This window comes from Enterococcus sp. AN402 (assembly GCF_040719405.1).
GTDB lineage: Bacteria > Bacillota > Bacilli > Lactobacillales > Enterococcaceae > Enterococcus > Enterococcus faecalis.
The window spans coordinates 1465228-1490622 of sequence record NZ_JBFDTM010000004.1; the positions used below are offsets into that span (position 1 = coordinate 1465228).

General features: G+C 37.6%; 21 protein-coding genes. 2 read left to right on the plus strand and 19 right to left on the minus strand.

Features of this window, described 5'->3' with window-relative positions; all coding sequences use genetic code 11:
* The first annotated feature begins 97 nt into the window (after positions 1-97).
* The gene (locus AB1I62_RS08505; protein WP_048737082.1) at positions 98-973 is read left to right on the plus strand and encodes an NAD(P)H-hydrate dehydratase; all 876 of its coding nucleotides are present in this window, start codon (positions 98-100) and stop codon (positions 971-973) included.
* A 97-nt stretch (positions 974-1070) separates the two neighbouring features.
* Here AB1I62_RS08505 and AB1I62_RS08510 read toward each other — a convergent pair whose 3' ends face one another.
* The 4 genes from AB1I62_RS08510 to AB1I62_RS08525 form a co-directional block, all read right to left on the minus strand.
* Positions 1071-2711 carry a peptide ABC transporter substrate-binding protein gene (locus AB1I62_RS08510; RefSeq protein ID WP_367019148.1) on the minus strand — a complete coding sequence of 547 codons (1641 nt, stop codon included), beginning with the start codon at positions 2709-2711 and terminating at the stop codon, positions 1071-1073.
* Between the two features lie 62 nt (positions 2712-2773).
* On the minus strand, positions 2774-3094 hold the full coding sequence (locus AB1I62_RS08515) for a cupin domain-containing protein (protein ID WP_002369266.1): 321 nt from the start codon (positions 3092-3094) through the stop codon (positions 2774-2776).
* Positions 3095-3229: 135 nt separating this feature from the next.
* Positions 3230-4249, minus strand: a complete 1020-nt coding sequence (locus AB1I62_RS08520) for a branched-chain amino acid aminotransferase (RefSeq protein WP_010713328.1) — start codon at positions 4247-4249, stop codon at positions 3230-3232.
* Positions 4250-4439: 190 nt separating this feature from the next.
* On the minus strand, positions 4440-4892 hold the full coding sequence (locus tag AB1I62_RS08525; protein WP_010710281.1) for a DUF2188 domain-containing protein: 453 nt from the start codon (positions 4890-4892) through the stop codon (positions 4440-4442).
* A 178-nt stretch (positions 4893-5070) separates the two neighbouring features.
* On the opposite strand from AB1I62_RS08525, the gene AB1I62_RS08530 reads away from it, so the two are divergent.
* Positions 5071-5682, plus strand: a complete 612-nt coding sequence (locus AB1I62_RS08530) for a lipoprotein (protein WP_002382413.1) — start codon at positions 5071-5073, stop codon at positions 5680-5682.
* A 46-nt stretch (positions 5683-5728) separates the two neighbouring features.
* Here the strand turns inward: AB1I62_RS08530 and AB1I62_RS08535 are convergent, their stop codons facing one another.
* The 15 genes from AB1I62_RS08535 to AB1I62_RS08605 form a co-directional block, all read right to left on the minus strand.
* Positions 5729-6373 (minus strand): DUF998 domain-containing protein, encoded by a 645-nt coding sequence (locus AB1I62_RS08535; protein WP_048737086.1) that lies wholly within the window; start codon positions 6371-6373, stop codon positions 5729-5731.
* 120 nt (positions 6374-6493) lie between these two features.
* On the minus strand, positions 6494-7648 hold the full coding sequence (locus AB1I62_RS08540; protein WP_048737088.1) for an AI-2E family transporter: 1155 nt from the start codon (positions 7646-7648) through the stop codon (positions 6494-6496).
* A gap of 579 nt (positions 7649-8227) precedes the next feature.
* The gene (locus tag AB1I62_RS08545; protein ID WP_048737259.1) at positions 8228-12202 is read right to left on the minus strand and encodes an endo-alpha-N-acetylgalactosaminidase family protein; all 3975 of its coding nucleotides are present in this window, start codon (positions 12200-12202) and stop codon (positions 8228-8230) included.
* Positions 12203-12351: 149 nt separating this feature from the next.
* Entirely contained in the window at positions 12352-12759 is a 408-nt protein-coding gene (locus AB1I62_RS08550) for a PTS sugar transporter subunit IIA (protein ID WP_048737261.1), read from the minus strand.
* Between the two features lie 19 nt (positions 12760-12778).
* Positions 12779-13588 (minus strand): PTS system mannose/fructose/sorbose family transporter subunit IID, encoded by an 810-nt coding sequence (locus AB1I62_RS08555; RefSeq protein WP_002357254.1) that lies wholly within the window; start codon positions 13586-13588, stop codon positions 12779-12781.
* The gene (locus AB1I62_RS08560) at positions 13575-14474 is read right to left on the minus strand and encodes a PTS sugar transporter subunit IIC (protein WP_002357253.1); all 900 of its coding nucleotides are present in this window, start codon (positions 14472-14474) and stop codon (positions 13575-13577) included. Before AB1I62_RS08560 ends, AB1I62_RS08555 begins: the two co-directional genes overlap by 14 nt.
* A gap of 13 nt (positions 14475-14487) precedes the next feature.
* On the minus strand, positions 14488-14967 hold the full coding sequence (locus tag AB1I62_RS08565) for a PTS sugar transporter subunit IIB (RefSeq protein ID WP_002361968.1): 480 nt from the start codon (positions 14965-14967) through the stop codon (positions 14488-14490).
* Positions 14964-16778: a beta-galactosidase family protein gene (locus AB1I62_RS08570; RefSeq protein ID WP_174078482.1), complete on the minus strand. Its 1815-nt coding sequence runs from the start codon at positions 16776-16778 to the stop codon at positions 14964-14966. The genes AB1I62_RS08565 and AB1I62_RS08570 overlap by 4 nt, the downstream gene beginning before the upstream one ends.
* Positions 16779-16810: 32 nt before the next feature.
* A complete protein-coding gene (locus AB1I62_RS08575) occupies positions 16811-17752 on the minus strand; it encodes a hexose kinase (RefSeq protein ID WP_082153286.1) in 942 nt (313 codons plus the stop codon).
* Between the two features lie 15 nt (positions 17753-17767).
* Positions 17768-18763, minus strand: a complete 996-nt coding sequence (gene lacD, locus AB1I62_RS08580; protein ID WP_002357245.1) for a tagatose-bisphosphate aldolase — start codon at positions 18761-18763, stop codon at positions 17768-17770.
* 22 nt (positions 18764-18785) lie between these two features.
* Positions 18786-19958, minus strand: coding sequence for an SIS domain-containing protein (locus tag AB1I62_RS08585; protein ID WP_002357242.1), 1173 nt, complete (start codon positions 19956-19958; stop codon positions 18786-18788).
* An 11-nt stretch (positions 19959-19969) separates the two neighbouring features.
* On the minus strand, positions 19970-20701 hold the full coding sequence (locus AB1I62_RS08590) for a GntR family transcriptional regulator (protein ID WP_002360115.1): 732 nt from the start codon (positions 20699-20701) through the stop codon (positions 19970-19972).
* 385 nt (positions 20702-21086) lie between these two features.
* Entirely contained in the window at positions 21087-21989 is a 903-nt protein-coding gene (locus tag AB1I62_RS08595) for a glycosyltransferase family 8 protein (RefSeq protein ID WP_002382420.1), read from the minus strand.
* Positions 21979-22824: a glycosyltransferase family 8 protein gene (locus AB1I62_RS08600; RefSeq protein ID WP_048737267.1), complete on the minus strand. Its 846-nt coding sequence runs from the start codon at positions 22822-22824 to the stop codon at positions 21979-21981. Before AB1I62_RS08600 ends, AB1I62_RS08595 begins: the two co-directional genes overlap by 11 nt.
* 499 nt (positions 22825-23323) lie before the next feature.
* Positions 23324-25384 carry an LTA synthase family protein gene (locus AB1I62_RS08605; protein ID WP_048737269.1) on the minus strand — a complete coding sequence of 687 codons (2061 nt, stop codon included), beginning with the start codon at positions 25382-25384 and terminating at the stop codon, positions 23324-23326.
* Between the last annotated feature and the right edge of the window lie 11 nt (positions 25385-25395).

A 25395-nucleotide genomic window follows, 5' to 3' on the forward strand; every position in this document is an offset into this window, starting at 1 on the left:
CTTCAATAGAGTAACTTTTAACATTAAATAAACTGATTTTTTCGGGGCTCTTGTAGTATACTGAGAACAAAGAAATCCCAAGAAAAGGAGTGATAGAATGCGCTATTTAAGCAAGGACATTTTAGAGGAAGTCATCACTCAACGCCCCTCCGACTCTTATAAAAGCAATTTTGGGCGTGTCGTATTAATCGGAGGAAACCGTCAATATGGCGGAGCCATCATCATGAGTACCGAAGCGTGTATCAATAGTGGCGCTGGTCTCACCACTGTGATTACTGATGTTAAAAACCACGGGGCTTTACATGCAAGATGCCCAGAAGCGATGGTCGTGGGCTTTGAAGAAACAGTCCTTCTGACGGACGTCGTAGAGCAAGCGGAGGTTATTTTAATTGGTCCAGGTTTAGGCTTAGATGCTACTGCACAACAAATATTAAAGATGGTACTCGCCCAACATCAAAAACAACAATGGTTAATTATCGATGGCTCAGCAATTACCCTGTTTAGCCAAGGCAATTTTTCCCTTACCTATCCTGAAAAAGTTGTTTTCACACCTCATCAAATAGAATGGCAACGTTTGAGTCACTTACCTATCGAGCAACAAACACTGGCAAATAACCAGCGCCAACAAGCAAAATTAGGCAGTACGATTGTTTTAAAAAGTCATCGCACAACAATTTTCCACGCAGGAGAACCTTTTCAAAATACAGGTGGCAACCCTGGGATGGCTACTGGCGGAACTGGGGATACCTTGGCTGGCATCATTGCTGGTTTTTTAGCTCAGTTTAAGCCGACAATTGAAACCATTGCTGGCGCCGTCTACTTACACAGTCTCATTGGAGATGATTTGGCCAAAACTGACTATGTTGTTTTACCAACGAAGATTAGTCAAGCCTTGCCGACATATATGAAAAAATATGCCCAGCCCCACACTGCACCTGATTTTGAACTATTAGAACAGAAGCGTTCGAGATAAAACCCGAAAAGGCTAAATGGTGACAAATTTTGGGTTAAAAAGCAGGATTTAAGCCTGGGCCGAAAATCAAAAGCGATTTTCAGCCCAGGCTCTCTTTTTATTTTTCCTTATAAACATTTTTTAACGTTAATGGAGCGCCAAAGGTATGAAAATTCAAGCCTTTGACTTTATCATTTTGCAGGACTGTTTGTTCATTTTGGCTAAGTGGAATCATGCCAGCAGTCGTTTCAATCACTTCTTTTTCAGCTGCAATCAGTATCGCCCATCTTTTTTCTGGCTCTAAGGCATAGGTTGTGGCTGCTTCATCTAATAATTTGTCATAGACAGGGTTCTGATAATTGCGATCATTGCCCTTGTATAAAGTCATCAGGGTAGAAATAGGATCTTGATAGTCTGGTGTCCAGTAAATTAAGAATAAATCATAATCACTTTCTCGCCCAAAGTTCAATGCAGCTTCGGTCGGCAATGCGGTTAGCTCTATTGTCAAACCAGGAAACAGTTCTTGTAGCGAGCCTTGCAAACTTTCACCAATTTTTTTGTAAGAACCATCATCTGTTACCATCAATTCAACGTTAACCTTTTCTCCTAATTCTGCTTGTGCTTTTTTCCAATAACTTTGCGCTTTTTCTTTGTTATAAACCATTAAATCACCTGCTTCTTGACGAAAATCGAGACCCGTTGTGGGATTCGCCACAAAGCCTTCCGTAATCGCACCATGTAAAGCTTTAGAACCATCTGCAATAATATTATTGACTAGATTTTCTTTATCTATTCCTAAAGCCAATGCTTTACGCAGGTTTTCGTTTGCAAGCGGCGTTGCTTGCCCTTTCCGTTTTTGATTTAAGCGCAAATAGTTCATTGTCGCTGTTGGATACGAATGATACAACGTATTATTTTTATTCTGTTGCGCCAGTTCACCACTTAGTGTAGCCACATCTAATTGTCCATCTTCAAAAAGATTCAATGCAGTAGATGTTTCTTTGATAACCGTATAATTGATAATGTCTGAGCGCACGTTCTGGTGATCCCAATAGCGATTATTTTTTGCTAGTTGCCAGTCCATCTTTGTTTGCTGCCAATCTTTTACCACGAACGGACCATTATAGACGACTTTATCACTAGCAGTTCCATAGTCCGCACCAAATTGTTCGACTACTTTTTGATTTTGCGGGAAAAATGTAGGAAAAGCTAACAAGGACGTAAAGTAGGGTTTTGGCTCTTTGAGCGTCACTTTTAATGTATAATCATCCACAGCTGTGACACCTAGTTCATTGGGTGCTAATTTCCCCGCTGAGATTTCTGCACCATTTTGAATTGTTTCAACGATGAGGAAGCTATAAACAAAGCCGTTTTTAGGATCAATCATTTTTTTCCAAGCATATTCAAAATCATGCGCTGTGACAGGATCATCGTTACTCCAAACCGCTTCTTTTCTCAAAGAAATCGTGTAGGTTTTTCCATCTTCTGAAATCGTCGGCAATGCTTTTGCTACGGCTGGTACCAATTGGTCTTGTTCATCTAAACTATATAACCCTTCAAACGCTGCTGTTTGGACAATAGCATCTGGAAAATCCAATAATACAGAGGTGTTGAGCGTTGTTAATTCCGAGGGTGACATCAGTTGAACGGCTTCTTTGGTATTTTTCTGTTTCTTTTTATTTTCATTTTTATTGGTACACCCAGCTAAAAATCCTACCAATAAAATACAAACCATTGTGATTTTTAAATACTTTTTCATCTTCTTTCTCCTATAACTCTTCATTTTTTTATGCTCTTACTTACAGAAAGACAGCTCCCCTTTTATTTTGTCCTTTCAACAAGCATCCAGACAACGACCGCTGGCTCCAACCCATTATTATAATTAATGTGCCCCTCACCAGCTTCAATTAATTGGGCTTGTCCAGCTTTTCCGACTAAGTCTTGACCATCTTCTAAAATCGTATGTGCTTCGCCAGAAATCACATAAGAATATTCATCCTGTTCATGGCGAGCATATCCAGCTAAAGGCCGTTTTTCACCAGGTTGTAATGTAATAATGCCCATTTGAACTTGTGCATTTGGTTGGTTTTCTTTATCAAAAAAAATCGTCATTTCTTCTGATTCTGCTGATTTAATAAGCAATAACTTCCCCTCCTTTTTTAAATCTTGTATCTTCCATTATTCCTTTAAATAGAATCAAAGTCAATATTTTTATAGAAAATTCTGAATATTCTACACAAAAAAAAAGAGAGCATGAATTCTCTCTTTTTTGTCTCTTTAAACTTTTACAATCCAGCCTTCTGGCGCTTCTTTGTCACCAAACTGTATGCCAACCAGTTCATCATATAGTTGCTTAGTCACTGGTCCAACTTCCGTTTCACTATAAAATACATGGAAATCTGTGCCATTTTGAATCCCACCGATAGGAGAAATAATCGCCGCTGTGCCACAAGCACCCGCTTCGGAGAAGTCCGCTAATCGATCAATGTAAACGTCTCCTTCAAGCGCCGTCATCCCTAAACGTTCTTTTGCTAGCGTCAATAATGAATATTTAGTAATACTTGGTAAAATAGACGCTGATTTCGGCGTAATAAAAGTACCCTCTTTGGTTATGCCAAAGAAATTGGCTGCACCAACTTCTTCAATTTTCGTATGCGTATACGGATCTAAATAAATGCAATCACTAAATTCTTTCTCATGTGCTTCTGCACCTGGTAAAAGACTAGCTGCATAATTGCCCCCCACTTTAGCGGCCCCAGTTCCTCGACCCGCTGCTCGATCATAGTCAGAAACAATAAAGTTGGTTGGTGCTAAACCATTTTTAAAATACGAACCAACCGGCACGCAAAAAATAGAAAAAATGTATTCTTTGGCGGGTGCTACGCCAATATTATCGCCGACACCAATCATATAAGGGCGAAGATACAACGTACCGCCCGTTCCATATGGCGGTAAATAAGCAAGGTTGGCTTTCACCACTTCTTGGCATGCAGAAACAAAGGTTTCTACTGGCACTTGTGGCATCAGTAGACGCGCACAACTTTTTTGTAGCCGTTTGGCATTTTCATCTGGACGAAACAAATTGACAGAACCATCTGCACATTGATACGCTTTTAATCCTTCAAAACATTGTTGGCCATAATGTAAAGCAGGCGAACCTTCACTAATCGTTAACTGATTGTTATCTGTTAGCGTGCCTTCTTCCCACTTGCCATCTCGCCAATAACTAATATAACGAAAGGGCGTTTTAATGTAAGAAAATCCTAAATTATTCCAATCAAGATTGGCTTTTTCCATTGTCGTAGCACCTCAATTATTTTGATTTTTTATCTTAATTAGTGTAATTGTACCCACCAAAAACTAGAAAAGCAAGTCTTATTCTCATTCTTAACTTTTGTTATTTTTTCTTACTTGTCCATTTCTCCCTCGCAAAAAAACCTTGATAACCGTTTCTTGAATTGCAACGGAATATCAAGGTTTCGAAAAATTATTCAGTATATTCTTTGGTTTCTTGTAACGTACCATCTTGCTTATAGATTTTCAACTTTGTTTGCTTATTCCGAGCAATTTCTTGAGCTCGTTCAACCGCCTCTTGTTTGTGGGTAAATGTATTACTTGCTTTTTCAGCGCTGTCTGAAATCACCAACCATTGGCCGTCTTTATATTTAACGTTGACAGCCGCCGTTAATAATTTTCCCGCATGTTTATCCTGTTTATGCGAATCTTGTTTCGTAGGATTTGCTTCTTGTTCGAAGGCTTTTTTGTCTGCTTCACTTGCCTCTTGATACCATTTCTCCGCTTGACTAATCGCAATTGGAATGGCGCGATCATCAGGGTAGCCATCCGCAAGCAACGCATTGCCAATATCTATCGCTTTTTTCCGAATCAAAGGTGCTAAATTTTTCATTGATGTAGGATAATCATTCATATTCCAAGGCATCAAAATCTCCTCCTTAAATTCTGTCTATTACTAGCTTACTACAGAAAAGGAACATTTGAAAAAGAAATGATTACTTTGAATATTTCCTGAACATTCTTGAGAGAATAAGCCTAATTTCCCGTTGGCCAAACTTCTCAATCTTTGAGTGTATGATTACTCATTTCCCTTTGAATCAGTTATGATAAAGGAAGAAATAAATAAATTTTTTGGAGGGATTTTCATGAAAATGTCTAAAGTACTCACCACTGTTTTGACGGCAACTGCTGCTCTTGTGCTGCTTAGTGCTTGTTCATCTGATAAAAAAACAGATAGTAGTTCTAGTAGCAAAGAAACAGCTAATTCAAGTACAGAAGTAGTCTCTGGTGCTTCAATTAGTGCCAAGCCTGAAGAGCTCGAAATGGCGTTAAGTGATAAAGGAAATTGGATTGTCGCAGCTACTGACAATGTCACTTTTGATAAAGAGGTAACAGTTGCTGGTACTTTCCATGATAAGGGGAAAGATTCCAACGATGTCTATCGTAAATTAGCGCTTTATTCTCAAGATGATAATAAAAAAGTAACTGCTGAATATGAAATCACGGTTCCTAAGCTAATCGTTTCTTCTGAAAATTTCAATATCGTTCACGGGACTGTCAAAGGTGATATTGAGGTGAAAGCAAATGGCTTTACTTTAAATGGTACCAAAGTTAATGGCAATATTACTTTTGATAAACAAGAATACAAAGATTCTGCTGACTTAGAAAAAGATGGTGCCACTGTTACTGGTGAAGTCACCGTAGCCAATAATTAAGTTATTACCAGACAATTTTAACTAGTAAAAAACCAATGACAAATGTTCAATCAAATTTGTCATTGGTTTTAGTTTGTAAACACAGTGCCAGCATTGGTAGATAATTACAAAATGAACTCACTCTTTGCCATAAGCCTAAATAATTAAATGGTTTTACCTGTTGTAGTTGTGGAATCCTTGCTAAGCCATATAAGCCGGCTGCAAGCATACATAAAATAAACAAAAAGCCAAAAAGTTTTTTATTTTTTTGCGAACCGTATTTACTATAGATAATGGTTAAGACGCCTGATAACAACAAAAAGCCTGTATAACCGACTGCTGATCCTCCGTTATGAAGCGCGGCAGCAACTGTGCCAGCGCTTGAAGTGTCTACGCTGAAGAGCCCACTGAAAATACAATCAAATAAACCATAAGCGCCAATCATTGCCACTACTAACCAAGCACCTTTTTTCGTTTTTCTGGAAAAAATAGCATATATCCTAGGTAAACTTGCTAACATCAACATTCCCGCAATGATAGTTAACCGATTAAAGTTTTCCCTAACTGGACTATTCACCTCACCTAATAAGCTAATTACTTCTGTCAATTGATTGTAACCTTGATCTTTGAATCCGACATAATAAGGTGTAAAAAAATCAAGTAAGACCCCTAAAACTAAAAAATAGCCGCCATATTTTTTTAAAAACTGCATCTATTCACCTCAATTTTGATTTTTTATTTACTTTAAGTATAGCATATCAAAAATTCCAAATAATTAAACTTTCTTTTCCACTAAAAAACTTTTCGTCAACGCGCGACGAAAAGTTTTACTTTAGGATTCAATAGAATCTACAATCTTATCATTTTCTTTTGATTCATTTAGCCACTCCGAGACAATAATTTTAATGATTGCAGCAACAGGAACTGCTAAAAACATCCCTAAGACGCCGAAGTACGCTCCCCCAATCGTGATTGAAACAATAATTAAAATCGGATTGACATTTAGGGCATCTCCCATAATTCGAGGACCAATAATATTACCGTCAATTTGTTGTAAAATTAATAAAACTAGTAACACCGTAATGGCTTGAGTAACACCACCTGTGAAAAGCGTAATCACACCAGCAACAATTGACGCAAAAATCGAACCAAAATAAGGAATCATATTACAAATACCTAATAAAATCCCCAAAGTCACAGCAAATTTCACATTCAAAATACTTAACAAAATCGTTGATGAAACGCCAATTATACAGGCATCAAGAAATTGGCAGCTGATAAATTTATAGAAAATTTTATTCGTTGTATTTAACCAGGTTTGTGTTTGCTTGTACACTTTTTCAGACAGCAATTTGTGGGCAGCCTTTTTAACAAATGTCAAAATAGATTGCTTAAATACCAGCGCATATATTGAGATAATCAACGTCAAAAATGCATTTAAAAAGAATGAAGAAACATTTTTAGTCAACGTTCCTAATGAAAACAACGCTTGTGTCCATTGATTTAAAAAACGTTCTGGCGACAAATCTTTAAGGACACTATTTAAATATTTTTCAATCACGGCTGTTTTTAAAATCCCTTTATCTTCTAAACTCATCACAAACTGAACCATGTGATCATAAAAAGTGGGTAAAGAGTTTGCTAAATCTACTAAATTACTAATGAGTAGCGGAACGATATAGTTTAATGTCAAGACAAAAATAAACAAAATAATCAGGTACAAAAGGAGTACGCTCAAGCCGTGTTTCGCTTTTTTTACGGCTGGTAAAGGAACTCTTTCTAGTAATCCCTCGATTTTTTTCTGACTTCCACTCAATAAATAAGCAATCACGAACCCAGTAATGAATGGGGATAAGATGCCTAATAAACCCGAAACACTATGGACAAAGTGCTGATAATTCGTGATTAATAAATAGCCAACAATCAGCGCCATTACAAATAAAAAGCGGACAACCCAGTAATTCCAATCAACATTGTATTTCTTCAATCACTTCACCTCTAAATAAATTATGCCTATCATTGTAATTGTAAACGATTTGTGGCAAAAGGCAAGTTTGTCCATTCGTTCTTGATGAAATACACAAAGAAGCCTGACACTTTAAAAAATGTGTCTGTTTATTCTGCAGTATAAAAATGAGGCACTAGACCTTGCTTCTTCTCATAAAAGAAGTAGAGCGTGGGACAAAAATCACTTTGGATTTTTGCTTCACGCTCAAAAACTGATAAACGGCGGGAACAGAAGCAACACTACGCGTTGCTCCGATCTCAACAACTTCTAAGGTGTTTTCTCGACATGCGTCTCGTCACAGTACAGCCTTCAAAAGAGCTACAGCTCTAAGAGTTGCGATGTTTCACTGTGAAGCATGAACAGATGAAATCATCGTACCTACTTGGTGAAGGTCCTTCGGAAATAAGCCGAAATTGTTGAGAATCACGAAGAACGTAGTGATTCGATGATGAACAATACCTACTTGGTCTCCAAAAATTATAGAATAATTTCCGGAAATTCCTTCTTATTTCTCGGAGTTAAACACTTCTGTTCCGACCTCTTCTAGATAGACTAAATTTATTTTTTCGATTCCACTGTGACCGTAAAGTTATCCATAATGAAATCTTTATCGGCACCTGTTGTAAAAATACCAAACGTGGTGTTTCCTGAAGCATCCCCAATTATTTCTGCTTCATAATGCTTGGTTTGACCATCTGCTGCTGTCGAAGTCAACTCACCGACTGGCTTAAAGTCATTGTTATTTTTCAACTCCCCATTAATGGTCCCAGCAGTAAAGACATTTTCACCATCAGTTTGATAATCAAATTGGACCGTATATTTCTTGTTCGGTTCAAATTTAATATTTTGCGGAATTGTTTGAAGCATCAAACCTGCTCCTTGTTTATGGGCTTTCAAGGACCAGTTGCCTTCTAATACATCTGAAACAAGGTTTCCATTCCAACCATATTGTGTGTAAGGTTCATTTCTTTCTGATAAATGAATCCGTGGATCTTCTACACCACCAGCTGAGCCTTTAACAAACGGATATAACCCAACTGCTTGTGTGTCTTCAAAATCTTGCTTAATAACTGTTTGTTTGTCTGGGTTCATGATATCCGTTTGACGCTCAACAATTCGTAAATCATCAAATTTTGTAACGGAATTGCCTTTATCAACCGCTAACGTCACCGAGCCTTTTTTGGCATTATCTGGGATTTCAAAATCAATTCGCATATTTTGCATATACTGCGGATTTTTCCTGCTTGTATGGTTAATATCTGCCTGAATATAGTTTTGGGCAACCGAATTATTCACTGTCCGCGTATATTTTTTACCACCAATTTTAACAGTTACTGTGGCTTTGCGATCATGTGTTTCTGTGTTTAGATACAAACTATATTTTCCTGGTTTAGGAAGATTGATGTCTTGTTTGATTTCGGTTCTTTCTTTTTCTGAACTAAAGACATAATCACCGTTGGCATCTTTTTTAACCTCTCCATCACCTCGGAAAACTTTCCAGTTATTTTTCAAGGTATTGGCTTCATTAAATCCAGGATCTTTAAATGGTGTTCCTGTTCCGAATGTCATGGGTTCAATACTATCAGGTTCAGCAATGACATACGGTGTATTAGCCTCGGCTTGGATGGTCACTTGGTTATTTGTAGTGGCAATTGCGCCTTTGTCAATACGCCCTTGATCTGTTAATTCATATAAATGTAAATTCGTTTTTCCTTGCATTTTCTTATCCAATGACCAAGTGCTGGTACCGCCTTTTGGATTCCAGTGATATAGTTTGTCTTGACCATTGACATTCCAAGGCAGTAGATACGCATCACCTTTTAGAACTTCTGTCTCATTTAACGTAATGCTTCTTGGCGAATTAGCATCTGCTTGAGTAACGGTCACTTTTTCAGCACCGTTCGCTAATTTAATTGTGCCATAGATTTGACCATCTGCTGCTGTTGTAGTTTCCCAGTTTGTAATTTGGTAATGTTGTAAGAACTTAGTTGGGACATTAATGGCAAAAGTTTTTTGGCGATAGGTATTAAAATTGGTTTTACCCACCCAACCTTCATAGGCTTCAAATTCAGCTCCACCTAACAAAGGGTTGTCGGAAATAATCCAAGTGTCTTTTTGATGATTCCGAATAAAACGAACGATTGTACTGTTAAAGCCTTTCGTTGTTGTACCGCCGTAATCTTTTTCTGCAGACCAATGGTTCCAAACCGAGTCATACTCTAAAGCATTCGGAAATTCATTGGTTGTAAACCAACCGAGTGAATTAATTTCTTTACTTAGTTGACGACTTGCCCAACCTGATTCGCCTTGGTTGCCCCAAACATCAACATAAATATAATCTAGATTCGGTGCTTTTTGTTTTAATTCTTTAAAGCGCTCATAGCGACGACCACTCAATGTATCGGGTCTTTGTTTAATAAAATAAGACGGATCTAACCAATCCCAGCCACGCTTCGTTGGATCAACTAATTCCTCATTAAATCCTTTTGCTTCTGGGTAAGACTCGGTGTCATTAATATGCACACCGAAAACGGCATTTAATTTATGTCCTTCATCAATTAATTGATTCAACGCTTGTTCCCCACCAGGTCGCTGACCAATAGCACCGTAATCTGGATGCGCAGAATCATGTCCTTCATTTTGATACCCTTTTAGTAAATTCATTTGTCCTAATCCATCTGTTAAATTGTAAATACGTTTTGATTCGTCTAACGTCACTAAGAATGGGTTTGTCGCCTGACTAGCAAAGTTAAAAGGAATCCGTTGGTTGACTAATTCAGGGACTTTTTCCGCACCCATTGGGTTATTCATAATTGAACGGAACCCAATTGCCGCATCTTGCCAATCCACCCGATTGTCGTCGTTGCTATCTTTTGAGAATTTAACTTTCACTTCTGGCGTTTCTCCAGTTGTGTAATCTTCCGGTGCATCAAATGGTCGATAGGTCCATGCCCCACTTGACAAGGTTGTTACAAAACCAGTCGCCGCTTCTTTTGTTTGTTTATGGATTCGATTGTTGTCACTACCATCGACAGAGCCGTCTCCATAGGCGTTCGTCCAAAAACTTGCAGCATAATTCGCCGTATTTAAGAAACCATACATATATTTTTTCGTTTCTTCTTGGCTTGTTGTAGTTAAATCTTGGATAGTATCACCATTTTTATTTCCGTTATTTGCATTTGTCCCAGTATTCATCACAACGCCAGCAAAAGTCGCCCCTTCATCTGTACTATTGACAGAAATCAAGCCTTGATTTGGAATTGAAATTGTGTGTATTTTGGTTCCTTCTTCACGAATATCTGAGAGTTTCATAGCTAATTCTTGGCCTTCGGAAACAGTCAATGTCGTTGTGAAACGCAAACCAATTTCTGGGACAGCTACGTTATAAACGGCTTGATTTGCTTCACTCTTCTGTTTTTCAGCAGTTGCTTTATATGCTTTGCCATCAATCATTACTTGGTCAATTTTCTCGTGTTGGCCATTAAAAATCACTTGATTACTCTGAGGGTCTTCGTAGCGAATAATTCGTGGAAATTGTGGATCAACCACGGCTGTTAAATCTGCGGAAGAGATTTTGTCGCCTTTTTCAGCTTCATTGTCTTTAGCAACAACAATGCTGGCTTTTGCTTTGATGTTTGTATTTTCCAAAGTACCGTCGACTTCAAAAGTTCCTGGTTCTTTATATGCATCAGGATCGATTTCATTCCAACGGACTGCTTCATTGGCTTCTTTACCAGTATTATAGGTCACTTTTACTTGTTTCGGTAATTTTGGTGCGACACCAATTTTTGTAAAAACTTTGACTGGCGCAATTTGTGTCACTTCTGGCACAATTTCTGGAATGCTATCTACGGGGCCATTTTTAAAATAGTCATAATTGACAATTTTTTTGTCGTACCACAAACGGACACCCACATGTCCGGCTTCTGTTGGAATTTTGTCTCCATTGGCCAAAACAGGTTCTCCTTCGTAAATCAACGTGGTGTTAAGCCAGATAGTAATTTTTTCACCAACATAACGTACTTTCAACAAATAATTCGTATCTTCATTTAACGTTGGCCCAGAAATTGAATCATTCCACGAATTAGGGCTTTCAACTAACCATTTGCCATTCGCGTTATAGCCTACAAAAACCCAGCTATCTTTGGTATTACCACGTATAATCACACCCGTTCGACCGCTTCCAGCAGTGTATTTAAACTTTGTTTCTACTTCACCATCAGCTAATTTAGGGGAATCTAAATTTAAAGATACGGCATTATTACCTGCTGCTGCATCTCGTGAAATCGCCAATGACTCTCCTGCTAATTCTCGATTTGTTTTACCAATCACATCTTGCCACTCACCAGTTTTCCCTCCTGGAAAATCAGATTGCCACAATTTTTCTTCTGTTGCGGCAGGTTCCACCATTGATGAGCTTGTTTCAGTGCTGCTGTTTGTTGTTTCTTCTGCAGACGTACTTAATGGTACTAAAATCGTTGCGCTTGCCAATAGTGTCAATGTACTAAATCGTTTTATTTTTCCATGTTTCATCTGATAAATCAGCCCCCTAACATTTTTGAACACGCTTTCATTATTAACAATTAAAGGGGCGTTCCAAAAATAAATTCTTTTATTTTTGGAACGTCCATCTCTAAATCATTCTCTTAAAAACTTTGATTACTTACGACAACAAGTCAGAATTATTCATCCTCGCCATCTACTGCAACATTTAGCAGCAATTCGTTGACTTTCACAATACTTTCTGCTGATTCCTTAACATAGTCACCTTCGATCGCTAATAAACTTGCATTTACATAGCTGATAACCATCGGTAAATTCATCCCAGTATATAAGTCAAACGAAGCACCTTGCATAATTTTTTTGGATAAAATATTACAAGGTGTCCCCCCTAATAGATCAGCAAAGACAACAAAATCTTCTAGCGATTCCGTAATCGCTTCAAATTTTTCTAAAAAGTCAGCTTCACCTTCTTCTGGTAATAAAGCAACAGTGGAAATTGTTTCTTGCGGTCCCATAATCATCTCCGCACTTTTTTTCAATTCCTCGCAAAAACGGCCATGACTTACTAAAACTAAATGTTCACTCATCGATTTTCTCCTGTCTTACTTATTTTGAAATAACACCTAACGCAGACAATGCGACACAGACAATTAATACGATAAAAATGGCTTTAGTAGACGTCATATTCTTTTTACCTAGCATCCAATAAACGCCACCGACAATTCCTGCAGGAAGTAGACGTGGTAAAATCATATCCAAGTTATTTTGCATGTTAAGTGTTACATCCCCAATACTTGGTGCCCATGATAGTTTGACATTAACCATCGTTGCCACTAAAGCGCCAACCATGAAGACCCCTAGTAAAGTTGCAGCGTCTGTTAAGGCAGTTAAGCGGTGTTGCATAGTTGTCACCAAAGAAATTCCTTCGCGATACGCAAATTCCAATTGTTTCCAACGGAAGACCATCACGGCAATTTGAGCAACAATCCAGATAAAGATACCAGTTGGGTTGCCATTAATCGCCATGTTGGCAGCTAGCGCCCCAAAAATAGTTGGAATTAAAGCTGCGAAAATTGAATCCCCAATTGCTGCAAACGGTCCCATTAAACCAGTTTTCAAACCTGAAACTGTTTGTTTTCCAGCAATGCCTTCTTTTTCTTCAATGGCCAAATCGATCCCTGTAATAATCGTATTAAAGAAGTTTGAAGTATTGAAAAATTGCGTGTGTGTTTTCATCACTTCTTTTAATTCAGGCGTATCATCCCCATAAATTTTGCGCAATTGTGGCAAAATCGTATACAAGTAACCTGATCCTTGCATTCTTTCGTAGTTCCAACCTAATTGGAAAGTAAACAAGCTTCTGCGATTAATTTGTTTAAAATCTTCTTTCGTCAATTTATAATTAGATTTCGTCATCTTCAATCTCTCCTTCGTCTGAATCATTCGCTGCATGTTCTTTTTTGGCTGCTGGCCCACTCGGAATCATTTGACCATTTTTGTAGCTAATTGCGGCTAAAGCGAAACCAATTAAAGCAACTGCTAACATTGGTAGTGCGTTAAATACACCACTGAAGTCTTTCACAACGCTCGCAACAGATGTTCCTAAAAGTTGCATGTTTGTAAAGATTGTTCCTAGTAAAGCAGTTACAGTGAAACCAAGAATTAAATAAGGGAAATGTTTTTTCACTGGTAAGTAACGTAGTAAAATTGCAAAACCGACCGCTGGTAAGACCGCCCCAGCAACAGACAAGCCATCACCTAACCATTTCAAATCGCCATTTAGGACAGATACAACTTTTTGTACTAAACCACCACCAAAAGCAAGTGCTAAGAAGACTGGAATCATTCGAGAAAGAGACCAAGGTAAGGCACCCATTAAGAAGTTACGTTCAATTCCTTTATAGTTCATATCTTCGACCATTTTATCAATCCGATGTGCAAAGTAGGTATTCGCAAAACGAGCCAAAATGTCTAATTGAATCATTAAACTAGCAACTGGTACTGCAATAGCAGCGATTGCTTGTTCAGGGTTCATTCCTAAAGACACAGAAAATGCTGTGGCAAGAATCGTGCCTGAGTTAGCATCAATTTTGGAAGCACCCCCGAAAGTCCCAACTCCTAATACAGTTAATTGCATACTTCCACCAATAATAAGTCCTGCTTTAATATCCCCCATCACTAATCCTGCAAAAAGACCTGCAAACACTGGCGCACTTAATGAAGAATAAATTTGTAATTCATCTAAAATTTGGTATCCTGCGTATAATGTTAATAATAAGATCTGCCACCATAAGATATTCATTTTTTGTTCCCTCCTATTTTGTTATCAAACTCATAAAGTCTTCCGCTTTGTCACTTGGCACCATTTGAGCAATCAGATGGACACCTTTAGCATTTAACTCTTTAAAAACCTCAATATCTTGATCGACCACATTGATTGACTTAGTAATCGACCGTGTTTCGTTTGTTTGTGACATGTTCCCAACATTGATTTCTTTAATCGGCACCCCAAGTTCTACTAGTTTTAATAAACGATCTGGTTTCCGTACCACAATTAGTAAACGTTGTGAGTCGTATTTTCCTGCTAAAATATTTTGAGCAGCTTTTTCAACTGGTAACACGCTTAGTTTCACGCCAGCTGGTGTTGCTAATTTTAAGCCACTTTTTTCAATGGCATTCCCTGCAACCTCATCATCAACGACCATAATTCTGGAAATATTCAATTTTGTCGCCCATAAATTTGCCACTTGTCCATGAATCAAACGTCCATCAATTCTTACGCCAATAATACTCATTGTAATCCCTCTTTCATTTCTTTATATAGTGGTTCTTTTACTAACTGAATTTCTGGTTGGTACGTTCCTTCCGTTTCAAAAATGACGATCTCATTTTGCCCTTCTTTTAATAATCCTTTGGGAATATATAAGGAAAGCGTGGGACCAACATTCCAGAAACGACCAAGATTGGTTTGGTTAACAAAAACAATTCCTTTGCCGAATTTAGAAACATCAATAAATGTATCTTTCACTTCTGCTAACTCCACATGATACTGGTAAAAGCTTGGTTGATCAGGTTGCCATTCTCTTGAATAGTCTACCTGTTCACAGCTTGTCATAGGTAAACAATATTGTTGCCATTGCGTCATAAAATGTAAATCTGCCATGACACCCGTTCGAATCCCTTTTTTCTGAGTATCTGCAAATAATTTGTGCCCGTAATTGACACGACCCATATTTTCCATTAAAACATCGATTTGATTATTCTCTTGCGGCAGTGTAACGTAAATATCTTCGCCGATTTCCGTTTGATATTGCGTTGCTTGATGTACCTGATTGACAAATAATTGCAGACGATCACGACCGTCAATCACTCTTAGCTTTTCTTCTGCAGCATCTTTTTCAATGCTTGTTCGGTAAAGAAGATAGCCTGTATTTTGTCCTAATTGTTCCATGGTTTGCGGATAAACGCTAATTACTGGCTGACTAATCGTTTCTAAGGTTGCAAACAAACTCACTTTGTTGGTTAAAGGAATTGCTGTTTGCGCAAAAGATTCTTTTACTAATGGCTCAGCTTGTGGTAACGCAGGATACTCCTCGTGAAGCATTTTTTGTAACGCAAAATACTTTTCGGTTGGGTTCCCTTGTTCATCAAGTGGCGCATCATAATCATAGGAAGTGATTTGTGGTAAATCAATGGTTCCTCGTGCGGAGCAGCCATTCATAAACCCAAAATTGGTGCCGCCATGAAACATATATAAGTTGATACTGCCTAATGCTAATGCTTCTCTAACTGATTCAGCCAATTCTTGCGGATCTCGTTTAATAATTGGCTCTTTCCAACGATTAAACCAGCCATCCCAAAATTCCATACACATTAACGGCCATTTTTTACCATGTTCTTCAAAAAAGGCTTGCATCATACCGAAATTTTCTTTGGCTTTTGAGCCAAAATTCCCAGTTACTAAAATATCATCTTCAATCATGCTGCCTGCCCGCAATGTTGCGCGCCATGGCCCGTCAGAAGTAAAAAATGGTGCTGTCACGCCACGTGCAATCATCAAATCACGAATCGCCCGTAAATACGCTTTTTCTTCGCCAAATGAACCATATTCGTTTTCGATTTGAATCATTAAAATATTGCCACCGTTAGCAAGTTGATGCGGAACAATTTTTTCCATTAAAACATCATAATATTCCGCAACATGCTTCAGATAGGTTGGATTATTCGAACGCATCCGTCCTGGTTCATTTAATAGCCAAGCTGGAAAACCACCAAACTCCCATTCTGCACAAATATAAGGAGACGGCCGCACAATCGCATATAGTCCAAGTTCTTGTGCTAATTTTAAAAAGCGCTCCAAATCTAATATTCCCTCAAAATGAAATGTTCCTTTTTGCGGTTCATGTAAATTCCATGGTACATATGTCTCAACTGTATTGAAGCCTAAAGCTTTCAAGTTATAAAGTGAATGATACCAATCTGAGGGATCTACACGAAAATAATGAATGGCGCCTGATAAAATTTTAAATGGTTGACCATTTAAAAGAAACTCCTCTTTAATTTCAAATCTGTCCACATTGCCACCCTTTCTAGTAAACGCTTTCAATTGCTGGATAATTGCTAAATAAAGAAAGCTCTTTATTTAGCAATTTCAACTACTTGGATGTTCATAAGATGTTTCTTCACGTTCTCTACGTCTACATGCCCAGTCGTTCTTTCTTGGGCATTAGCCATTCCAGCCGCCATGCCCCATTTTAGCAGTTCGGCCGCTGGGGCATCCTTGGCTAGTCCATATGCAAGACCAGCAATGGTTGCATCTCCTGAACCAACAGGATTTTTAGCTTGAATCGTTGGAATTTTTACACGATAGAATTGATCGTGATGTTTGGCAATTGCACCATCTTTTCCTAAAGATACGACAATCCATTCAATTCCAGCAAACATTGGTTTTGTTAAAGCTGTTTGTACAGTTGCTAATGGATTTTCTGAAAAATCTTGCTCTAGCAATCCTTCTAGTTCCTCTAAATTAGGTTTAATTAAATACGGTTTCCATGGTCCTTGAAGAACTTGCCTTAAACTATCACCAGAAGTATCTAGTAGTACTTTAACCTCTTGTGCTTGAGCTTTTTGAACTAATTCTTGATAAAAATTTGATGCTAATCCTTTCGCTAAACTGCCAGAAATTGTGACAATTTCTGCTTTCTTAATTAATTGATCGAAATTTTCAAGGAAGTTACTGATTTCTTCTGGGGAAACAGTCGGTCCAGCTTCTAAAATTTCAGTTTGATTCCCTTCGTGCAAAATCGCAATCGAATCACGCGTTTCTTCTTTGATTGACGTAAATGCTTGGGGGATGTTTGCTTTCTTTAACTCGTTTGCAATAAACGCCCCATGAAAACCACCAAGAACGCCGGTAGCTATAACATCTCCACCTAAATCATGAATGACACGAGTGACATTTAATCCTTTGCCACCAGGGGTTTTGGTCACCTGACTGGTCCGATTAACGGTATCAAGCTTTAGATGATCTAATAGGTAGGAGATATCAATTGACGGATTCATTGTTACTGTTACTATCACAGCTATGCCTCCCAATTATCCTTCGTTTACTTGAACTTTTGCATGCCAAGAGCTGGCGGTTGCCGCGATGACTTCATTTAAACTTTCAATGTTTTCTCGGCCTTCTGTTTTTAACCAATCACAAGCCGCAGTTTCTCCTGCTTCAACGAAAGGTTTCACGCCATTTTTCCACGTAGCACGGCCACATAAAACACCATTAAATGTTGAACCAGCTTCTTTAGCGAAACGTAGTGTTTCTTGGAATAGCTCTGTTGAGACACCGGCACTTAAAAAGATAAATGGTAAATCAGTGGCTTGACTTTGTTCTAAGAAATAATTCGCCGCTTCCTCTTTTGTATACGCTGTTTCAGCCGGCGCAAAACCTTCTACAAAATTCATATTAACTGGAACTTCCACTTTCAATACATCTACTTTATATTGGGGTTTAGAAAATTCTTTCATCATTTCATTCACTTTATGCGGTTTAACTTTTGCATATTCTAAAGAAGTTGCATCTGCTATTTGTGCATCGTAAGAAACTAATTCTAAGTAAAATGGTAGGTCTTCTTCTGCACATTCACTTCCTAAGCGTTCAATGAATACATGTTTTTGATGATTGATTTCTGGATCCTCATCCACATCATAGTAGAGTAAAAATTTAATCGCGTCTGCGCCTTCTTCTTTCAAGCGTAAAACAGACCAATCTGCTAGTAAATCAGGCAATCGTCCCGGAGTTGTTGCATCATAGCCCGTTTTTTCATAAGCGAGTAACAATCCAGCCTCGGTATCGCGTGCTTTTGCAGCAGGCAATCCATATTCTGGATCCAATAAAATGGCGGACGCATAAGGTGTCAATTCTTTCGAGACCAATTCTTTAAACGTTTCAATTTGTGCATCGGTTGGCTCTACATCTAGTGCTTTGATCATTTTTTTCAAGGCACCTCGTTGATCAATGGCTAATGCGCTAATGATTCCTTCTTGGGTTGACAAACGATCCATTGCCGCTTTTTTTCCAGCTGTTAACGTAAGCATAGTTCCTCCTCCAAATGTTGTATTATTTATAGTCATAAATCGTTACGCCTTTAACCACACGATTCACTGTACCTGTCGGTGAAGGGGTATCCGGTTTATTTCCAACTTTAATAGATGTTAAAAGTGCGACTGTTTGGGCTACCATGATATCTGCTAATGCTAAATAGCCATCAGGTAATAGAGCAGTTTCTGCGGAATATTCAATAGTTGAACCTGAGAAATTACGTTTGCCAGGTTGAGCAATCGCGAAAACACCCGCCGCAATTTCGTCACCGTGAACTTCTTCTAAGATATCCAAGTCATAATCTCTTGTGTATGGTGTATTATTAACAAAACCAAACATTATTGTTTTTTCATTAATAAATGATTTTGGTCCATGACGGAAGCCCATAGAAGAGTCAAAAATTGTGGCAACTTTGCCGGCTGTTAGTTCTAAAATTTTCAATTGCGCTTCTCTTGTCAAACCAGCTAAACTTCCAGAACCAACATAAACAATGCGTTCAAAATCAAGGTTAACAATTTCATTTAATTCTTCTTCACGGGATAGCACTTCTTCACCTAATTTAATTAGAGCGGTTACATAATCTTGTTTTTGCTCAAAGGCTGTTTGATCAAAGAGTAGTAATGTACCCAAGGTCATGCAAGAAAAGCTACCAGTCATCGCAAAACCACCATCATTGGAACGTGTTGGCATTAAGAATAAAAAGCTGTTTTCTTCTTTTTGGCTTATTTGTGCCAGTTGTCCTTCTTCGGCACAAGTGATCGCTAAATGATGAATTGTTTCAACCACTTGATTAGCTACTTCAACTGCCGCTAAACTTTCAGGACTATTTCCACTTCTTGCAAACGAAACTAACAATGTTGGTTCGTCTTTAATCAGATAATCTTCTGGTTTGGCCACAATATCCGTTGTCCCAATACTTTCGAATGAAAAGGCTTGTGTGTCGCCGTGTGCTCGGAGATAAGGTACAACAGTATCACCGACATATTGCGAAGTCCCTGCTCCTGTAAAAATTACTCTTGTGCGTTTTCCTTGCGCTTTGGCTTGGACTTCTTTTAAAAAGTTTTCCAAAGCTGTTTGATTTTCATGATAAAGTGTCACGGTTTCTTGCCAAAGCTCAGGTTGCTGACGAATTTCACGTGTCGTGATTTCCGCTCCTAGTTGTTCTAGTTCTTCTTTTTCTGCTGTAAACATACTTAACTCTCCTAACTATTCCGAATATGGCGTATCTGATAATGAAATTGGTCTGCTCGCGCCACACTCAACGTAAATTCAATAATTTCATTTTTCATGTTATATGTCTGGCGTGCTAAATGAAGGACTGGCGCTCCTTCTGGAATCATCAATAATTTGGCATCTTCTTTTGACGCAATGCTAGCATATAATTCTTCATCAGCTAAACGAACGGTTTGCTTAAAATCTTCTGAAAATAGATCATATAATGGTTTGCTACGTAGTAATTGATCCGTGAGTGATAAGAAAAATTTCACAGGCAAGTATGTGTCTTCAACCATTAATGGCTCGTTATCAGCAATCCGCAACCGACTTAATTTAAAAACTGCCTCTCCTAACGAAAGATTCAAATGCTGACAAATAAATTTATCCGCTTCCAATTTTTCGAAGGATAATATACGGGTATGTGGTTTTCGACCCAGCCCTTTCATTTGTTCTGTAAAACTATATGCGCCAGCTAAATCAGCGGCCTCTTTTTTTATATCTGAAACAAATGTTCCTTTGCCATGACGACGATAGATGGAACCTCTATTTTCTAGTTCTTGTAGCGCTAACCGGACCGTCGTCCGACTCACTCCATATTGTGCAGTCAATTCACGTTCAGAGGGCAACTTGTCATGAGGAATCATGCATGTTTCGATTCGTTCCTGCAGCAAATCAACAAGTTGATGATACAAAGCTTTGTTTTTAAAGGCATTTTCCATAACTTTCTCCTTTACCCTAACTGGTTATAACCACAAACCAATAGTACGGTGGTTTTTTTTATTTTGTCAATAAAAAGTATTAATAAATATCTTCATACCGCTATAACCTTGAAATGATAACGTTTACATTTTTTTATTTTTCTTTATTGTAATATTTTTTTCCTCAAGAAATCATTTTTTTATAAAAAACCATCCTTAAATATGATACCAGTTGCTGGCTTTATTTTAAATAGACAAAAAAGAGTATGAGACAAAAATCACTTTAGATTTTTGTCTCATACTCAAAATCTGAAAAACAGTTCGATCCCGACTTCTTCGTTTCTATTGTTTGGTTCTGGCAACAACTAACAAGTAACTGATTTTACGAAATCCATGACAATATTCATTATTGAGCATATTCAATCCTTCTGCTAATTTTCGTATAAGATAAATATTGATTGAATGTGTTGACACAACGAAAGGCCGTCCTATTCGCATATTGATCATAATAACGCTTGGTATACCACTGAAATTCTTTCGTCCAAGGTTTGACATGGCCAGTAAAGTGGATAATGGATGGTGCTCTTCTCGTTTCTTCATATTGTTTTTCTCCATAAATAGTTGGATGTTTTTTCGCTTTTGACAGAATATAACCTTGGGCGTTCCACTTAGGATGCAACAGGGTCCAACGGTCGTGTAAAACCGCATTCAATGCATCTTGATCATGGAAACGTAATTTATCTGGATTTTCTTCAATAAATCTTAAGACTTTAGTGGTTACATCTAAATTCAACCATTTTTTAACATCGATTAGCAACAAGCCTGAGTTAAAATAACACATAGATTCTGCAGGAATCGCCATTTTTTCCAAACGTTGATGGAACCCTGCATCTTCAACAGCGGCGATGATATTTTCACCTAAATCAACTGTCCATAATTTTGCGACATCATCTAAGGCAATCATGTCACAATCCATATACAACAGCCGTTCGATCTGGCTTCCTCTAAACAGCTCTGGAATAGCAATCCTGTAGTAAGCTGTTTTGGGAATTCGTTCACTGGTTACAACATTTTTGAAAAAATGGGGGTTGATTTTTAAAAATGTTAACTCTGCATTGATTTGGGTATGTTTAATCGTAAAATACAGTAGTTGCTTGCTTTCAAAATTGATATTGTCATCAATCACATAAAAATGAACAGCTGCCGCTGAAGGACTATTTTCTAAAATTGAAACAAACATAGCAGCAAGATGCGGTACAAAGTTGGTATTGCAACAGGAGACAATCGCTAATTCTTTTCTATTTTCCATTTCTTGCACCTACTTTCTTTAACTTGTTTAGATAAAGAGCTGTATAAGGATGATTTTCTAACGTATTCCAGGGTTTATCGTGACCAGTAAAATGAATAATCGCTGGCTCTTGATTTCCCGCTGCATATAATTTTTGGTAAGCCTCATTAGGCGCTTCATGACGATTAAAAACTAAAGACGTCTGCATATTCCATCTTGGTTCTAGAGCTAGCCAATCTTCATAAAGAACAGCGTTTAAAGCATCTTGATCATGATAAACTATGCGGTCCCCATTTTCTTCTAGATACTGAATTGTTTTTTGAGTGATTGCTTTCTCGTTCCATCGGTCAATATCAATCATCATGACTCCAGAATTAAAATAATAATCGGAGGAATGGATGCCCAAACGTTTCAAGGCATATGCTTGACCAGGATCAATAACCGCGCCAATCGTTTGGTTCACTAATGGCGTATCATACAACTGGACAATATCATCTAAAACCAGCGTATCTGCATCTAAATAAAGAACCTTTTTATAGCTATATTTTTGTAAAAGTGACGGTAAAGAAATGCGTAAGTAAGCGGTCGTTGTAATATGATCACTCACTAAAAAATTTTGATAAACTTCTTTGTCTGCTGTTAGAAATTCAACAGTCGCACTTTGTGAGTTACTACTAACCGTTTCTCGGAGTGCTTTTTTGCTAGATAGCGACAGCCCATCATCAATCACATAAAAATGAACAGGTCTCTCCGCATGACAATTTTCTAAAACAGTTGTCATCATTACATTCAAATAAGGAGCATAATTTTCGTCTGAAGCTGTCACAATTGGCACAATCTTCTGAGTTTTTCTCATCAAAACCACTCTCCTCTTTTATTTTTATAGCTAAGTTCCTATTCAGAATAGGCCCTGAAAAACTTATCTGCAAATCATATGCTCATTATTTTATAATATAATTATAATAAAAATATATTTTATGGTTATAAAATAATTTTGTTTTCGTTAACAACTATTAAAAAAACAACATTTCTCTTACTTTATCCTCAAAAATACTATTTATTTAATACTTGTTTTACTAATTTTTTTATCTAGAAATCCGCCTGTTGTATTTTCTGTTGATAGTAATTTTAAAATGTACAGCGAAACTTAATATAAATTCTAAACTGACTTCTTACTCAATAAAAGAGCGAAAGAGCCTGGGACAAAAATCACTTTGGATTTTTGTTCCAGGCTCAAAACCTGATAAATGGCGGGAACAGAACCAATTCCTTCGAAAATAAACGGTTCTGTCCTGACCTTCTTCACTTCATACAAGATCCTTTTTCCCTTACAAAAATTATCCTTCTTAAATGATCTACGGCGTATTCGGATAATTTTGGACTGTCGTTTGATTGCCATTTTGACTAAACAAGCTAGTTGATTGTGCATTTTTTTGTTTTTCTACTTCTAAGACTTTGTTTTTTTCAAAAGCCACATCATAGTTGTAGTCCTTTGGTTGCACTTCTTGGAATCCTTGTGGTTTATAAAAACGTAAAAGGTTTTCCTGATTTAATTTGTCAGATAAACTTAACGATTTTTTCACCCAATCGTTATCTTTCGTGACTTCTGCTTTTAAATCTGCTGGAACTTGGTCTAATTTTTTTCCTTGATTATTGTAGATTTCCCCACCTAGATAAGAAAATTGAGGCGTTACAAAATCGCCATTTCTAAAAGGAACCACTTGTTTATATTGAGGAGATAAAAGGTCCGTGCCAAAATGGATATAATTTTTATCATCGACACCTAAAAGATGGTACAGTGTCGGTAAAACGTCAATTTCCCCACCATATTCGTGCATGATTTTCCCTTGCGTATAGCCTGGCATGTAAAACATCAAAGGTACTCTTTGCAATTGCGCATTGTCATAGTTTGTCCACGTTTTTGGATCGCGGTTGAAGGCTTTACATAAGTCCTTGTTGTTCGCATCTGAAATACCGAAGTGGTCACCATAAATAACAAAAATAGAATGATTGTATAAACTTGTTGTTTGCAAGTAATGGAAAAATTGTTCTAGCGATTGATCCAAATAGTGCGCTGTTCGAACATAATCATCCACAATCGAATTGCCTGTGTTCAATTTAGGAAACGGGAAGTTTTGGTCATCCGTATAATAAGGGGTATGATTGGTCACAGTTAAAAACTTCGCATAGAATGGCTGCTGTAAATGCTCAAGCTCACTAGCTGATTCACGCAACAATTGTTTATCTAAAATACCGTAACCTAGCATTTTGTCATCTTTTGAAAAATATGACCGATCAAAAAAGTATTGATAACCTAAGTTTTTATACACATGGTCTCGATTCCAAAAACTCCCCACATTCCCATGGAAAACAGCGGTTGTATAGCCTTTTTGTCCTAAAACTGCGGGAGCCGCTTCGAAAGTATTGTCTGATCCTAATTGTGTAAAAAGAGAGCCTTGCGGTAACCCGAATGTTCCTGTTTCCAACATGTTCTCCGCATCACTCGTTTTTCCTTGCCCTACTTCATGAAAGAAATTATCAAAACTGATTGTCGCTTTGTTTTGATAGAGCTGATTTAAAAACGGTGTAACCTCTTGGCCTTGGACTTTCATATTAATCAAAAATTGTTGAAAACTTTCTAAATGAATCACAAATACATTTTTTCCTTTGGCAATCCCGGCATACTGCGGATTAAGCGGTAAATTGTTTTGCTTGGTAAATTTCATGATTTCAGGTAATTCGTTTGAACTAGCTTCTGCTCTTACCTCATTTGACATGGCTGTTTTGACACCATCGATGGCTGTGAATGCATCCAAGCCAAGATATTTTACAATATAATTACGATCAAAAATTCTTTGAAGCAATTGAGGACGATCGGTTTCGCTTAAAAATAAGTTAACCGAAAAGAGCAAGACACTTAAACAACTAATTGAGATCGCCAATCTTCTGTTGATAGGTTTGGTCACAAAGACTTGATGATTCCGTCGCTGTTTAAAAGAGTAAAATACCAAAACGAGCAGCACTAAAGTATCTAGCCAATAAAAGACATCGTGGACTCTCATTAAAGCAAGTAAATCACCAGAAATCCCTTCTGAAACTTTTGAAAAGCCAAAAACAGATTGGATGGTAATAAAGTCAGTGAATTCACGATAAAAAATAATATTCAAATATAAAATTAATGTATTTAAAACATTTAAAAGAGTTAAGCTAAGCATAAATGTTTTATGCTTTTTAAAATACAAACTAAAACCAAATAATAACAGCGTAGTAGCAACTGGATTGAACCATAAAATTTCTCGCTGGAGACTGCCCTTAACGCCCAATGAGAAATCTAGGTAATACGCCAGAATCGTTTTTGCCCAAAAGAGTAAAACAAAAAATAAAAAGAGTCCTAATCGGTTATTTATTTTTTTCATCTAAGTTTGTC